The 13,694-nt window shown below is 60.5% G+C and carries 14 protein-coding genes; 12 read left to right on the top strand and 2 right to left on the bottom strand.

What is annotated here, in order from left to right:
- Window positions 1-276: 276 nt before the first annotated feature.
- The 12 genes from urtA to IC37_RS19380 all read left to right on the top strand — a co-directional run bounded on the left by urtA (window position 277) and on the right by IC37_RS19380 (window position 12,004).
- Window positions 277-1,542, top strand: a complete 1,266-nt coding sequence (gene urtA / locus IC37_RS19320) for an urea ABC transporter substrate-binding protein (protein ID WP_030128277.1) — start codon at window positions 277-279, stop codon at window positions 1,540-1,542.
- Between the two features lie 163 nt (window positions 1,543-1,705).
- Window positions 1,706-3,208, top strand: a complete 1,503-nt coding sequence (gene urtB, locus IC37_RS19325; protein WP_030128278.1) for an urea ABC transporter permease subunit UrtB — start codon at window positions 1,706-1,708, stop codon at window positions 3,206-3,208.
- Window positions 3,208-4,287 (top strand): urea ABC transporter permease subunit UrtC, encoded by a 1,080-nt coding sequence (gene urtC / locus IC37_RS19330; protein WP_030128279.1) that lies wholly within the window; start codon window positions 3,208-3,210, stop codon window positions 4,285-4,287. The genes urtB and urtC overlap by 1 nt, the downstream gene beginning before the upstream one ends.
- A gap of 10 nt (window positions 4,288-4,297) precedes the next feature.
- Window positions 4,298-5,170, top strand: coding sequence for an urea ABC transporter ATP-binding protein UrtD (gene urtD / locus IC37_RS19335; RefSeq protein WP_030128280.1), 873 nt, complete (start codon window positions 4,298-4,300; stop codon window positions 5,168-5,170).
- A 130-nt stretch (window positions 5,171-5,300) separates the two neighbouring features.
- A complete protein-coding gene (urtE, locus tag IC37_RS19345) occupies window positions 5,301-5,999 on the top strand; it encodes an urea ABC transporter ATP-binding subunit UrtE (RefSeq protein WP_030128281.1) in 699 nt (232 codons plus the stop codon).
- Window positions 6,000-6,029: 30 nt separating this feature from the next.
- Window positions 6,030-6,869, top strand: a complete 840-nt coding sequence (locus IC37_RS19350; protein WP_030128282.1) for an urease accessory protein UreD — start codon at window positions 6,030-6,032, stop codon at window positions 6,867-6,869.
- Between the two features lie 171 nt (window positions 6,870-7,040).
- A complete protein-coding gene (gene ureA / locus IC37_RS19355; protein ID WP_007937143.1) occupies window positions 7,041-7,343 on the top strand; it encodes an urease subunit gamma in 303 nt (100 codons plus the stop codon).
- 9 nt (window positions 7,344-7,352) lie between these two features.
- The gene (locus IC37_RS19360) at window positions 7,353-7,886 is read left to right on the top strand and encodes a GNAT family N-acetyltransferase (protein ID WP_030128283.1); all 534 of its coding nucleotides are present in this window, start codon (window positions 7,353-7,355) and stop codon (window positions 7,884-7,886) included.
- 5 nt (window positions 7,887-7,891) lie between these two features.
- Complete coding sequence (locus IC37_RS19365) at window positions 7,892-8,425, top strand: GNAT family N-acetyltransferase (protein WP_030128284.1); 534 nt, start codon at window positions 7,892-7,894, stop codon at window positions 8,423-8,425.
- Window positions 8,425-8,730, top strand: a complete 306-nt coding sequence (locus IC37_RS19370; RefSeq protein WP_030128285.1) for an urease subunit beta — start codon at window positions 8,425-8,427, stop codon at window positions 8,728-8,730. The genes IC37_RS19365 and IC37_RS19370 overlap by 1 nt, the downstream gene beginning before the upstream one ends.
- Before the next feature lie 141 nt (window positions 8,731-8,871).
- Entirely contained in the window at window positions 8,872-10,572 is a 1,701-nt protein-coding gene (gene ureC, locus IC37_RS19375; RefSeq protein WP_030128286.1) for an urease subunit alpha, read from the top strand.
- A gap of 304 nt (window positions 10,573-10,876) precedes the next feature.
- The gene (locus tag IC37_RS19380) at window positions 10,877-12,004 is read left to right on the top strand and encodes a sensor histidine kinase KdpD (protein WP_030128287.1); all 1,128 of its coding nucleotides are present in this window, start codon (window positions 10,877-10,879) and stop codon (window positions 12,002-12,004) included.
- Between the two features lie 259 nt (window positions 12,005-12,263).
- Here IC37_RS19380 and IC37_RS19385 read toward each other — a convergent pair whose 3' ends face one another.
- Together IC37_RS19385 and IC37_RS19390 are read right to left on the bottom strand one after the other, a co-directional pair.
- Complete coding sequence (locus tag IC37_RS19385) at window positions 12,264-12,569, bottom strand: chaperone modulator CbpM (protein ID WP_030128288.1); 306 nt, start codon at window positions 12,567-12,569, stop codon at window positions 12,264-12,266.
- A gap of 24 nt (window positions 12,570-12,593) precedes the next feature.
- Window positions 12,594-13,541 (bottom strand): DnaJ C-terminal domain-containing protein, encoded by a 948-nt coding sequence (locus tag IC37_RS19390; RefSeq protein WP_030128289.1) that lies wholly within the window; start codon window positions 13,539-13,541, stop codon window positions 12,594-12,596.
- Window positions 13,542-13,694 lie beyond the last annotated feature (153 nt).

The following is a 13,694-nucleotide window of genomic DNA, read 5'->3' on the forward strand; positions in this document are numbered from 1 at the left end:
CCTGCGAAAGCTTAGTGGGCGATCGCAGAGGGCGGCGGGGGTAGCCATTTCATTATTTGATCTGCGGTGTCTGCACTGCCTGCGCCCCAATGTGGCGCACCTCTTCGCACCAGTGCGCCAAACGCGGTCTTTCATGGTGCGCCGCCAAACCCGCGAAACCGCTCTAATACGACATTTCCTTACCCTTCCCCGACCGGGCACAGCCCTTGCTAAAGACCCTTCAGTCGTCCGCATCTGCCAACCATAAAAAACTTTAACGTTCATGGAGATCGCACAATGAAGCGTCGCAGTTTGATCAAGGCTTTCACACTATCGGCAAGCATTGCCGCGATGGGCATGGCCTGGACGGTCCAGGCCGCCGAGACCATCAAGGTCGGTATTCTGCATTCGTTGTCCGGCACCATGGCGATCTCCGAAACCTCGCTCAAAGACATGGCGCTGATGACCATCGACGAAATCAATGCCAAGGGCGGCGTGAACGGCAAGATGCTCGAACCCGTGGTCGTCGACCCGGCGTCGAACTGGCCGTTGTTCGCCGAAAAGGGCCGGCAGTTGCTGACTCAGGACAAGGTGGCGGTGGTGTTCGGTTGCTGGACCTCGGTGTCGCGTAAATCGGTACTACCGGTGTTCGAAGAGCTCAACGGCTTGCTGTTCTACCCGGTGCAATACGAAGGCGAGGAGATGTCGCCGAACGTGTTCTACACCGGCGCGGCGCCCAACCAGCAGGCGATTCCGGCGGTGGAATACCTGATGAGCGAAGAAGGCGGCAGCGCCAAGCGCTACTTCCTGCTTGGCACCGACTACGTTTACCCGCGCACCACCAACAAGATTCTGCGCTCGTTCCTGCACTCCAAAGGTGTGGCCGACAAGGACATCGAAGAGGTCTACACCCCGTTCGGCCACAGCGACTACCAGACCATCGTGGCCAACATCAAAAAATTCTCCGCCGGTGGCAAGACTGCGGTCATCTCCACCGTCAACGGCGACTCCAACGTGCCGTTCTATAAAGAGCTGGCCAACCAGGGTCTGAAAGCCACCGACGTTCCGGTCGTGGCGTTCTCCGTGGGTGAAGAAGAACTGCGTGGCATCGACACCAAACCGCTGGTGGGCAACCTCGCGGCGTGGAACTACTTCGAGTCGGTCGAGAACCCGCAGAACAAGAAATTCGTCGCCGACTGGAAAGCCTACGCCAAGAAACACAACCTGCCAGGCGCTGACAAAGCGGTGACCAACGACCCGATGGAAGCCACCTACGTCGGTATCCATATGTGGGCGCAAGCAGCCGAGAAAGCCAAGTCCACCGACGTCAACAAAGTCCGCGAAGCCCTGGCCGGCCAGACTTTTGCCGCGCCGTCCGGTTACACCCTGACCATGGACAAGACCAACCACCACCTGCACAAGCCAGTGATGATCGGCGAGATTCAGGCCGACGGTCAGTTCAACGTGGTGTGGCAGACCGAAGGGCCGATCCGCGCCCAGCCGTGGAGCCCGTTTATCTCGGGTAACGACAAGAAGCCGGATTATGCGGTGAAGAGCAACTGAGCCACTGGATGTCGGACCGAGCACGGAGCTCAGGGCTGACATACCCCCCTGTGGGAGCGGGCTTGCTCGCGAAAGCGGTGTGACAGGCAACATTGATGGCGACTGACACACCGCCTTCGCGAGCAAGCCCGCTCCCACATTAAGTTCGCGCAAGGCCAATGACATGCCCACCGCCCTTTACCGCCTCATCTTCGCCATCGCACTTTTGCTGCCGATGGCAACCCACGCCGGCGACGCCGAAGACTTCGTCGCGGCCAATCCCGTGCAACAAGCAAAACTTCTGGAAGCCTGGGCCGCGCAGCCCGATCCGGCTCGTATCGAATTGATCAACGCCCTGCAACAAGGCGAATTGACTGTCGATGGCCAACCGAAAACCCTGCGCCTGAACAACCGCCTGCGAGGTCTGATCGACACCGCTTTGGCCAGCCACCAATTGCTCGCCGCCGACGCCAAAATCCGCTTGGCCGCCGCGCAGCAATTGCAGAAAAGCGCCAAACCGGCGCAGCTGAAATTCCTCGATCAGCAACTGGCTGGCGAAAAAGACGAAAGCGTTCACGCCGCCCTGAGCCTCGCGTTGGCCAATCTGCAACTGGTCGACACCGACTCGGCCGTGCGCCTCGCCGCTGTGCGTCTGCTCGGTGAAACCGGCGACCCGCTGGCCCGCACTCGCCTCGAAGGTTTACTTGAACCCGGCGTCGAAGCCGATGTCACTGTGCGCACCGCCGCTGAAACCAGTCTGGCCCAGGTCAAACGCAAACTGCTGATCGGCGAGATGCTTGGGCAGGCCTTCAGCGGCATGTCCCTCGGTTCGATTCTGCTGCTGGCGGCCCTCGGGTTGGCGATCACCTTCGGCCTGCTCGGCGTGATCAACATGGCCCACGGCGAGATGTTGATGCTCGGCGCTTACTCGACCTACGTGGTGCAGCTGATGTTCCAGCGCTTCGCCCCGCAAGCCATCGAGCTCTATCCGTTGATTGCGTTGCCGGTGGCGTTTTTCGTCACCGCCGGGATCGGCATGGCGCTGGAGCGCACGGTGATTCGTCACCTCTACGGTCGCCCATTGGAAACCCTGCTGGCAACGTGGGGCATCAGCCTGATGCTGATCCAGTTGGTACGCCTGGTGTTCGGCGCGCAAAACGTCGAAGTGGCCAACCCGGCGTGGCTCTCGGGCGGGATTCAGGTGTTGCCGAACCTGGTGCTGCCGTACAACCGCATCGTGATCATCGCGTTCGCCTTGTTTGTGGTGGTGCTGACCTGGCTGCTGCTGAACAAGACTCGCCTCGGTTTGAACGTGCGCGCCGTCACCCAGAACCGCAACATGGCTGCTTGCTGCGGCGTACCGACCGGGCGTGTGGACATGCTCGCCTTCGGCCTCGGCTCCGGCATCGCTGGCCTCGGCGGTGTAGCCCTCAGCCAGATCGGCAACGTCGGCCCGGACCTTGGCCAGAGCTACATCATCGACTCGTTCCTGGTGGTGGTACTCGGCGGTGTCGGTCAACTGGCCGGTAGCGTGCTCGCCGCGTTTGGCCTGGGCATCGCCAACAAGATTCTCGAACCGCAGATCGGTGCGGTACTGGGCAAAATCCTGATCCTCGCGCTGATCATTCTGTTCATCCAGAAACGTCCGCAAGGCCTCTTCGCACTGAAAGGACGGGTGATCGACTGATGAATCAGCCCCTAATACTCACGGCCACGCAAAAGGCCGGCCCCAAGGTCACGATCGCCGTCGGTGCGGTGATTCTCGTTTTGCTGCTGGCGTTGCCGCTGTTGTCGTTGTTATCGCCCGACAGCGCATTTCACGTCTCGGCTTATACGCTAACCCTGGTGGGCAAAATCCTTTGCTACGCCATCGTCGCCCTGGCCCTTGATCTGGTCTGGGGTTACGCCGGCCTGTTGTCGCTGGGCCACGGTCTGTTCTTCGCCCTCGGCGGTTATGCGATGGGCATGTACCTGATGCGCCAGGCGTCGGGGGACGGTTTGCCGGCGTTCATGACGTTCCTGTCGTGGACCGAATTGCCGTGGTACTGGACCGGTACCAGCAGCTTCCTCTGGGCCATGTGCCTGGTGGTGTTGGCGCCGGGCCTGCTCGCGCTGGTGTTCGGTTTCTTCGCCTTCCGTTCGCGGATCAAGGGCGTGTATTTCTCGATCATGACTCAGGCCCTGACCTTCGCCGGAATGTTGCTGTTTTTCCGCAACGAAACCGGGTTTGGCGGCAACAACGGCTTCACCAACTTCCGCACCTTTCTCGGGTTTGGCATCACTGAACCGGGGACGCGTGCGGTGTTGTTTTTCGCCACGGTGTTGTTGCTGGTAGCGAGCCTGTTCATCGGTTGGCGGCTGGCGCAGAGCAAGTTCGGCCGGGTGCTGACCGCCCTGCGGGATGCGGAAAACCGCTTGATGTTCTGCGGCTACGATCCACGCGGCTTCAAGTTGTTTGTCTGGGTGTTGAGCGCGGTGTTGTGTGGTTTGGCCGGCGCGCTGTATGTGCCGCAAGTCGGGATCATCAACCCGAGTGAAATGTCGCCAACTAACTCAATTGAGGCCGCTGTTTGGGTGGCTCTCGGAGGGCGCGGCACGCTGATCGGTCCACTGCTCGGCGCGGGCGTGGTCAACGGGATGAAGAGCTGGTTCACCGTGGCGTTTCCGGAATACTGGCTGTTCTTCCTCGGCGCGCTGTTCATCGTCGTGACGTTGTACCTGCCCAAAGGCGTGATCGGGCTGCTGAAGAAAAGGGGTGAACAATGAGGCTCGTAAAATGAGAATTACTGCGACGGCTGAATTCATGCTAGAGCCTGCCTTTTTTCCGCCGCTGGAGCCTAACAGGGACGCCGGCAGCAGCCGCGATGCCATCGGCCTCGGCCAGAGCGCCGGCAAAGGCCTGAACACCCGCCATGGCACCATCCTGACCCTGGAAGACATCAGCGTCAGCTTCGATGGTTTCAAGGCGCTGAACGATCTGAACCTGTACATCGGCGTCGGCGAATTGCGCTGCATCATCGGCCCCAACGGCGCGGGCAAGACCACGCTGATGGACGTGATCACCGGCAAGACTCGCCCAAGTCATGGCAAAGCCTGGTTCGGTGAAACCCTGGACCTGACGCAGATGAGTGAAGTGCAGATTGCCCAGGCCGGCATCGGCCGCAAGTTCCAGAAGCCGACGGTGTTCGAAGCCCTGAGCGTGTTCGAAAACCTGGAGCTGGCGCAGAAAACCGACAAGTCGGTATGGGCCAGCTTGCGGGCTCGTCTCAGTGGCGAGCAGAAAGATCGCATCAGCGAGGTACTGGAAACCATTCGCCTGACCGCCTCGGTCAATCGCCCGGCGGGGTTGTTGTCCCACGGTCAGAAGCAGTTTCTGGAAATCGGCATGCTGCTGATGCAAGACCCGCAACTGCTGTTGCTCGACGAACCGGTGGCGGGCATGACCGACGCCGAAACCGAATTCACCGCCGAGCTGTTCAAGAGCCTGGCGGGCAAGCATTCGCTGATGGTGGTGGAACACGACATGGGATTCGTCGGCTCGATCGCCGACCACGTCACCGTGTTGCACCAGGGTAACGTGCTGGCCGAAGGGTCACTGGAACAGGTGCAGGACAATGAGCGGGTGATCGAGGTTTACCTCGGCCGTTAGATTGCAAACACATTCCAATGTGGGAGCGGGCTTGCTCGCGAAGGCGGTGTGTCAGGCGACTCAAATGTTGAATGTGAATCCGTCTTCGCGAGCAAGCCCGCTCCCACAGGGGATTGAGGAGAATTTGAGAATGCTGCAAGTCGACAAGCTGCACCAGTACTACGGCGGTAGCCACATCCTGCGGGGCCTGACGTTTGAGGTGAAGGTCGGCGAAGTCACCTGCCTGCTCGGGCGAAATGGCGTGGGCAAGACCACCCTGCTCAAATGCCTGATGGGTTTGCTGCCGGCCAAGGAAGGCGCGGTGAACTGGGAAGGCAAACCGATCACCGCGTTCAAGCCGCACCAACGGGTGCATGCCGGCATCGCTTACGTGCCTCAAGGCCGGGAAATCTTTGGCCGACTGACCGTGGAAGAAAACCTGCTGATGGGTCTCTCACGGTTTCCCGGTTCCGAAGCGAAGGAAGTCCCGGCGTTCATCTACGAGCTGTTCCCGGTGCTGCTGCAAATGAAGCAACGGCGCGGCGGTGACTTGTCCGGTGGTCAGCAACAGCAACTGGCGATCGGCAGAGCACTGGCCAGCCGACCACGGCTGCTGATTCTCGACGAACCCACCGAAGGCATTCAGCCGTCGGTGATCAAGGAAATCGGCGCGGTGATCAAGCAGCTCGCAGCGCGCGGCGATATGGCGATTTTGCTGGTGGAGCAGTTCTACGATTTCGCCGCCGAACTGGCCGATCAGTACCTGGTGATGTCCCGGGGCGAGATCGTGCAGCAGGGTCGCGGCGAAAATATGGAAGCCGAGGGTGTCCGTGGACTGGTTACGATCTAACTTGTAGCCTCCTGACGATAATCAGAAATCATGAATTTACCTGCCCCCATCACGCTGTTCACCCCAAGCTGGCATGCCGAGCTGGAACTGGGCTACGCCCGTTTCGGCGACAGCACGCGCCCGGTCCAGCGTCGCCACAAAGGCCCGCTGCGGGTGCAGAAGCATTTGTACGCCGAAGGCCCCGAGGTGTGTCAGCACATCATCGTCCACCCGCCGGGCGGGATTGCCGGTGGTGATCGGCTGGACATCTCGGCCAGCGTCGGTACGCACGCCTGGGCACAAATCACCAGCCCCGGCGCCGCCAAGTGGTATCGCGCGACAGGGCCGGCTTATCAGAAACTCGACCTGCGCGTGGCCGCCGGTGCTACGTTGGAGTGGTTGCCGCAAGAGACGATTATTTTCAGCGACGCTCAGGCGGAACTCAGCACCAGCATCGACCTTGAGGGCGATGCGCGATTGTTCTACTGGGACGTGGTGGCGCTGGGTCGCCCGGCGAGTGGCGAGCGCTTTGACCTCGGGCATTTTCAGGCACACCTGGATATCCGCCGCGACGGCCAGTTGCTCTGGCACGAACGCCAGCGCATTGTCGGGAACGATGGTTTGCTGGATTCGCCGATAGGCTTGGATGGCCAACCGGTGTTTGCGACGTTGCTGGTGACCGGAGAGATCGATAACGAATTGCTGGAGAAGTGCCGCTCGCTGCCCAATGAAGTGCGCGGGGATCTGACGCAGTTGCCGGGGCTTTTAGTCGCCCGTTGCCTGGCCAGTGAAGCTTTGTTGGCCCGTGGTTGGCTAATCGATGTGTGGCGGTTATTACGCCCGGCGCTATTGGGCCGCGAAGCTGTCCCTCCGCGAATATGGAGCACCTGAAATGCGATTCAATGTGGGAGCGGGCTTGCTCGCGAAAGCGGTGTACCGGTCAGCACCAATGTCGAATGACACACCGCTTTCGCGAGCAAGTCGGAATGCCGCACCACCACTCCCACAGGTTTTGTATTTACAGATCCGAATACCTTTTTTATCTGCCCTGATGGATTCCAAATGGACCTGACCCCACGCGAAAAAGACAAGCTGCTGATCTTCACCGCCGGCCTCGTGGCCGAGCGGCGTTTGGCTCGCGGCGTGAAGCTCAATTACCCGGAGGCCATGGCCTATATTTCCGCTGCGCTGCTCGAAGGCGCGCGTGATGGCCAGACCGTCGCCGAGCTAATGCATTACGGCACCACCCTGCTCAGCCGCGAACAAGTGATGGAAGGCATCCCGGAAATGATCCCGGAGATCCAGGTCGAAGCGACGTTTCCCGACGGCACCAAACTGGTCACCGTTCACCAACCGATCGCCTGAGGCCGCGCCATGACGTACCACATCCGCGATGCGTTGCTCGCCGACCTGCCAGCGATCCGCGACATCTACAACGACGCCGTACTCAACACCACGGCGATCTGGAACGAGCAAGCCGTGGACCTCGGCAACCGCCAGGCCTGGTTCAGCGCCCGGCAAGACCAGGGTTATCCGATCCTGGTGATCGTCGACGGCGATAACAGCGTACTCGGCTACGCTTCATTCGGTGACTGGCGCCCGTTCGACGGGTTCCGCCACACGGTCGAGCACTCGGTGTACGTGCGCAACGACCAGCGTGGCAATGGCCTCGGGCCGCAACTGATGGAAGCGCTGATCGAACGCGCCAAAGGCTGCAACAAACACGTGATGGTCGCCGCCATCGAAAGCGGTAACCGCGCCTCGATTCGGCTGCACGAGCGGGCCGGTTTCGTCGTCACCGGCCAAATGCCGCAGGTGGGTACCAAGTTCGGCCGCTGGCTGGACCTGACCTTCATGCAACTGACCCTCGACCCGGGCGCAATGCCACCCGGTCCCCACAAGGAGTGATACCCATGAACGCCGCCCAACTGCGCCGCGTCAATGTTGAAAGCTTTGCGCACTATCGTCAGGGTTTGATTGATTTGCTGCTCGACGCCGTCGGCTATGGCGCCAGTGTCGGGTTCATGGCGGATCTGGATGCGACCCAGGCCCGAGCTTATTTCGATGATGTTCAGGAGAACCTGAACAAAGGCAACGTGCTGCTGTGGGTGGTGGTCAAGGACGAACAGGTACAGGCCAGCGTGCAATTGACGTTGTGCCAGAAAGCCAATGGGTTGAACCGCGCCGAAGTGCAGAAATTGCTGGTGCGTGAACACGCCCGTCGTCGCGGCCTGGGCCAACAGATGATGCATGCCCTTGAGCTCGCTGCCCGCCAGCACAAACGCGGCATGCTCTACCTCGACACCGAGGCCGGCTCCCCCGCCGAGGACTTCTACAAGGCGATGGGTTACACCCGCGCCGGCGAAATCCCCGACTACGCCTGCGACCCGAACGGCCGCTACAAACCGACTGCCCTTTACTACAAGATTCTCCAAGGAGCTCATTGATGATTCCCGGTGAATACCAGATCCAGCCCGGCGACATCGAACTCAACGTCGGCCGCCGCACCCTCAGCTTGAAGGTGGCCAACAGCGGTGACCGGCCGATCCAGGTCGGCTCGCATTATCACTTCTTCGAAACCAACGACGCCCTGACCTTCGACCGCGCCGCCAGCCGCGGCATGCGCCTGAACATCCCCGCCGGCACCGCGGTGCGCTTCGAACCGGGGCAGAGCCGCGAGGTCGAGTTGGTAGACCTGGCCGGGCATCGCCGGGTGTTCGGGTTTGCCGGGCGGATTATGGGTGACCTTTAAGTAATGCAGCGTCTGTCCCGCCCCCTTCGCGAGCAAGCCCGCTCCCACATAGGAATGCGATCGAATGTGGGAGCGGGCTTGCTCGCGAATCTGTGAGCGAAGCGAACAGTCTCAAACTCAATTGAATCTCAAGGCGAACGAATGAAAATCTCCCGTCAGGCCTACGCCGACATGTTCGGCCCCACCGTCGGCGACAAGGTCCGTCTGGCCGACACCGAGTTGTGGATCGAAGTGGAACAGGACTTCACCACCTACGGCGAAGAAGTGAAATTCGGCGGCGGCAAAGTCATTCGCGATGGCCAGGGCCAGAGCCAATTATTGGCCGCGGAAGTGGTCGACACCCTGATCACCAACGCCCTGATCATCGACCACTGGGGCATCGTCAAAGCCGATGTCGGCCTCAAGGACGGGCGCATAGCAGCCATCGGCAAGGCCGGCAACCCGGACATCCAGCCCAACGTCACCATCGCCGTCGGCGCCAGCACCGAAGTGATCGCCGGTGAAGGCATGATCCTCACCGCCGGCGGCATCGACACCCATATCCACTTCATCTGCCCGCAGCAGATCGAAGAAGCGCTGATGAGCGGCGTCACCACCATGATCGGCGGCGGCACCGGCCCGGCCACCGGCACCAACGCCACCACGTGTACCTCCGGGCCATGGCACCTTGCGCGCATGCTCCAGGCCGCCGATGCGTTCCCAATGAACATCGGCTTCACCGGCAAGGGCAACGCCAGCCTGCCGGAACCGTTGATCGAACAGGTCAAGGCTGGCGCCATTGGCCTCAAGCTGCACGAAGACTGGGGCACCACCCCGGCGAGCATCGACAACTGCCTGAACGTGGCCGATCAGTACGACGTGCAGGTGGCGATCCATACCGACACGCTCAACGAATCGGGCTTCGTCGAAACCACCCTCGCCGCCTTCAAGGGCCGCACCATCCACACCTACCACACCGAAGGTGCCGGTGGCGGCCATGCCCCGGACATCATCAAGGCCTGCGGCTTTGCCAACGTGCTGCCGAGTTCGACCAACCCGACCCGGCCGTTCACCCGCAACACCATCGATGAACACCTCGACATGCTGATGGTCTGCCACCACCTGGACCCGAGCATTGCCGAAGACGTGGCCTTCGCCGAAAGCCGCATTCGCCGCGAAACCATCGCCGCCGAAGACATCCTTCACGACCTCGGTGCCTTCTCGATGATCAGCTCCGACAGCCAGGCCATGGGCCGCGTCGGTGAAGTCATTACGCGCACCTGGCAGACCGCCGACAAGATGAAAAAACAGCGCGGCCCGCTGCCTCAGGACGGTGAAGGCAACGACAACTTCCGCGCCAAACGCTACATCGCCAAATACACCATCAACCCGGCGATCACCCACGGCATCAGCCATGAAGTGGGCTCGGTGGAAGTGGGTAAATGGGCCGATCTGGTGCTGTGGCGCCCGGCGTTTTTCGGGGTCAAACCGACGCTGATTCTCAAGGGCGGTGCCATTGCGGCCAGCCTGATGGGCGACGCCAACGCTTCGATCCCGACGCCGCAACCGGTGCATTACCGTCCGATGTTCGCCAGCTACGGCGGCTCGCTGCACGCCACCAGCCTGACCTTTATCAGCCAGGCGGCGCAGGAGGCCGGTTTGCCCGAAGCGCTGGGCCTGAAGAAGGAAATCGCCGTGGTCAAAGGCTGTCGCGACGTGCAGAAAACCGACCTGATCCACAACGATTACCTGCCAAACATTGATGTCGATCCGCAAACCTATCAGGTCAAGGCAGACGGTGTGTTGCTGTGGTGTGAACCGGCGGATGTATTGCCGATGGCGCAGCGCTACTTCCTGTTCTAGATTTTCTGATAATCCTGTGGCGAAGGGCTTGCCCAAGGCAAGCCTGATGTCAGTCAGTTAAGCAAAATCCATGTGGGAGCGGGCTGGCTCGGGAAGGCGGTGTGTCAGGCAACATTAATGTCGACTGACACTCCCTCTTTGCGAGCAAGCCCGCTCCCACAGGTTCCGCGCCTTGACTGACTGGCATCAGGGCAAGCCCCCTCGCCACAGATGCATACAGCTCCCGCACATCTGCTTGAGCATTCGCTCGACCGATATCGGGCTAAGATGCGACTCCCGCCCCTTGCGCTTAAGGTAATCGCCCATGCGCCTCAGTAATTTCATCGTTCAGAACGTAGACCGTATCGTCGATGAATGGGAACAATTCGCCAAAACCATTACCCCCGCAGCCGAGAACATGGACAGCGTGGCCCTGCGCGATCATTCAAAAGCGATCCTGCTGGCCGCCGCACGGGACATGAGCAAACCCCAGTCCGCCAGTGAACAGCTGGCAAAAGCCAAGGGCGAAGGCTCGGAGAAAACCCCGAGCCTGGACGAAGCCGGCGCCAGCCATGGCGAGTTGCGGCATACCGTCGGCTTCGATCTGGTGCAGATGACCAGCGAGTTTCGCCATTTGCGCGCGTGTGTAATCCGACTGTGGGTCAATAGCCTGGACTCGCCGGATCTGGCCTATTTCCAGGACATGATCCGTTTCAACGAAGCCATCGACGAAGCCCTGGCCGAATCGACGGCGGCCTATGCCGAGCAGGTCAATCATTCCCGGGACATCTTTTTGGCAATCCTCGGCCATGACCTGCGCGCACCGCTGCAAGCGGTGAGCATGTCCACCGAAATACTGATGCGTAAAACCACCCTTGAGGGCGACGCATTGAGCTGTGCGCTCCACATCAAGCGTGGCACCCGCCACATGGCGGCAATGATCAGCGACTTGCTGGAGCTGGTTCGCAGTCGCCTGGGCAAGAGCCTGCCGATCGAACCGGCGACCATGGATCTGGCCGATGCGGCGCACGAAGCGATTGCCCACGCCTGCGCCGCTCATCCGCAATGCGATCCGACACTGAACGTCGAAGGCGATACCCAAGGTGTGTGGGATGGCCGCAGACTCGGTCAGATGCTGCAGAACCTGATCGGCAATGCATTGCAGCACGGTTCGAACAACAGCCCGGTCGAACTGACCCTCAAGGGCGAGGCGGACAGTGTTCGGCTCACCGTGTACAACGACGGTGCGCCGATTCCACCCGAGGCGATCGGCACGATCTTCGATCCGCTGGTGCGCAATGCAGACGAAGAGCTCGGTGGACCGACCACCAGCCTCGGTCTGGGACTGTTCATCGTCAAGGAAGTGGTTGATGCCCATCAAGGGACGATCGAAGTCAATTCCAGTGAGACTGAGGGCACGCTGTTTAGCGTGGTGTTGCCCAGAAAGGTGTGACGGTGGGAGACCGCGTTATCGTTCTTCGCGGGCAAGCCCGCTCCCACAGGGTTATCGTCGTTCACAAATTCCGCGTACGACACACATCTAGTGTGGGAGCGGGCTTGCTCGCGAAAGCGGTGTGTCAGGCGACATCAATGTTGAATATGCCGCCGTCTTCGCGAGCAAGCCCGCTCCCACATGGATTGCGCTTAACTGACTGGCATTAGGGCTTGCCCGCGAAAGCGTCCTCAAGGGCAACACAAAAACGTCAGAACGATTATTCGACCACCAACCGCCCCAACCGCTGCTTGAGCATTCGATTCTCCGCCCGCAGTTGCTGGACCTCTTCAAGCAGGTCCAGCGCCAGGGCGACGCCTTCCCATTCAAGTTCCAGATCGCGCCGCAGCTTGGCGGCGCGTTTGGCCAGCGTCAGCTCATAATCGGTGAAGCGCCAATCCCTGGGCTGAGTTCCCTGAGGTTCGAGGATGCCGTGTTCGACGATCTCGATCACGTGCACGTCCGACAGTTCGGTCGCCTCACAGAATTCTGCCAGGTCCAGTAGAACGATCACGGGGTCGCTCATGATTGGCTACTCCTTATCTCAAAATCAAAAATTCTCTCGTGGATCGAAAGCGGCTTTTTTCGCCAGTTCTTCCCACAATTCTTTAACGTCATGGTCGAGCTTTTTCGGCATCACTGCCTTGAGCTGCACGAACAGGTAGCCACGGTGACCGGCCTTGTTCAGCAGGCCGTGGCCCTTGGCGCGCATGCGCTGGCCATTCTGGCTGCCGGCCGGAACCTTGAGGTTGATCTTGCCGGTCAGGGTCGGCACCGCGACTTCGGTCCCCAGCGCCAGCTCCCACGGTGCCAGCGGCAAGGTGATGATCAGGTTCTCGCCTTCGACGTCGAATTTGGGGTGCGGCGCAAAACGGATGGTCAGGTACAGGTCGCCATTGGCCCCGCCACCGATGCCCGGAGCGCCCTGGCCCTTGAGGCGGATGCGCTCACCGTCGGTCACGCCGGCGGGGATCTTCACGTTCAGGCTTTTGCTGTTGTTGCTGACATGCTGGCCCGCAGCGTTGTAATGCGGCACCTGGAAGCTGACTTTCTTCGATTCGGTCGAGAGGGTTTCTTCCAGAAAAACCGGTAGTTCCATTTCCACGTCTTGCCCTCGACGCCCGGCACTATGGCCCGACCGTCCACCACCACTGAAACCCGGACCACGGTTGCCGAAAATCGAACTGAAGAAGTCCGAGAAATCGCCCGTGTCCTGACCACCACCACCGAAACCACCGCGGCTCTGCCAACCCGGCGGGCCCTGAAAGGGCTGACCGTGGTGGCCGTATTTGCGCAGGTCGTCATATTCGGCGCGCTTGTCGGCGCTTTTCAGCGCTTCATAGGCTTCCGAAGCGTCCTTGAATTTGGCCTCGGCGTCCTTTTCCTTGCTGACATCGGGGTGGTATTTGCGCGCCAGCTTTCGATAGGCGGCCTTGATCGCCTTATCGTCTGCGGTCGGCTCCACACCGAGAATCTTGTAATAGTCTTTGAAGTCCATCGAGGGAATCACCATCCATTATCGAAATCGCGCCGCTCGGTCCAGCATGCTCTTGTTCACAGCATCTGGATTGACCGATCTCAAAGTTGTGACCGGGCAGCGCATCAGAAGTTTATCGGCAGCAGGGCGCGGTTCTTGGAGTCGCCCCAGGGG

The organism is Pseudomonas sp. QTF5 (genome assembly GCF_000512695.2).
Classification (GTDB): Bacteria; Pseudomonadota; Gammaproteobacteria; order Pseudomonadales; family Pseudomonadaceae; genus Aquipseudomonas.

Bases quoted from the DNA above. Each gene is read 5' to 3' on its own strand.
- urtA (WP_030128277.1), top strand. From the start codon at position 277: ATGAAGCGTCGCAGTTTGATCAAGGCTTTCACACTATCGGCAAGCATT.
- urtB (WP_030128278.1), top strand. From the start codon at position 1,706: ATGCCCACCGCCCTTTACCGCCTCATCTTCGCCATCGCACTTTTGCTG.
- urtC (WP_030128279.1), top strand. From the start codon at position 3,208: ATGAATCAGCCCCTAATACTCACGGCCACGCAAAAGGCCGGCCCCAAG.
- urtD (WP_030128280.1), top strand. From the start codon at position 4,298: ATGAGAATTACTGCGACGGCTGAATTCATGCTAGAGCCTGCCTTTTTT.
- urtE (WP_030128281.1), top strand. From the start codon at position 5,301: ATGCTGCAAGTCGACAAGCTGCACCAGTACTACGGCGGTAGCCACATC.
- IC37_RS19350 (WP_030128282.1), top strand. From the start codon at position 6,030: ATGAATTTACCTGCCCCCATCACGCTGTTCACCCCAAGCTGGCATGCC.
- ureA (WP_007937143.1), top strand. From the start codon at position 7,041: ATGGACCTGACCCCACGCGAAAAAGACAAGCTGCTGATCTTCACCGCC.
- IC37_RS19360 (WP_030128283.1), top strand. From the start codon at position 7,353: ATGACGTACCACATCCGCGATGCGTTGCTCGCCGACCTGCCAGCGATC.
- IC37_RS19365 (WP_030128284.1), top strand. From the start codon at position 7,892: ATGAACGCCGCCCAACTGCGCCGCGTCAATGTTGAAAGCTTTGCGCAC.
- IC37_RS19370 (WP_030128285.1), top strand. From the start codon at position 8,425: ATGATTCCCGGTGAATACCAGATCCAGCCCGGCGACATCGAACTCAAC.
- ureC (WP_030128286.1), top strand. From the start codon at position 8,872: ATGAAAATCTCCCGTCAGGCCTACGCCGACATGTTCGGCCCCACCGTC.
- IC37_RS19380 (WP_030128287.1), top strand. From the start codon at position 10,877: ATGCGCCTCAGTAATTTCATCGTTCAGAACGTAGACCGTATCGTCGAT.
- IC37_RS19385 (WP_030128288.1), bottom strand. From the start codon at position 12,569: ATGAGCGACCCCGTGATCGTTCTACTGGACCTGGCAGAATTCTGTGAG.
- IC37_RS19390 (WP_030128289.1), bottom strand. From the start codon at position 13,541: ATGGACTTCAAAGACTATTACAAGATTCTCGGTGTGGAGCCGACCGCA.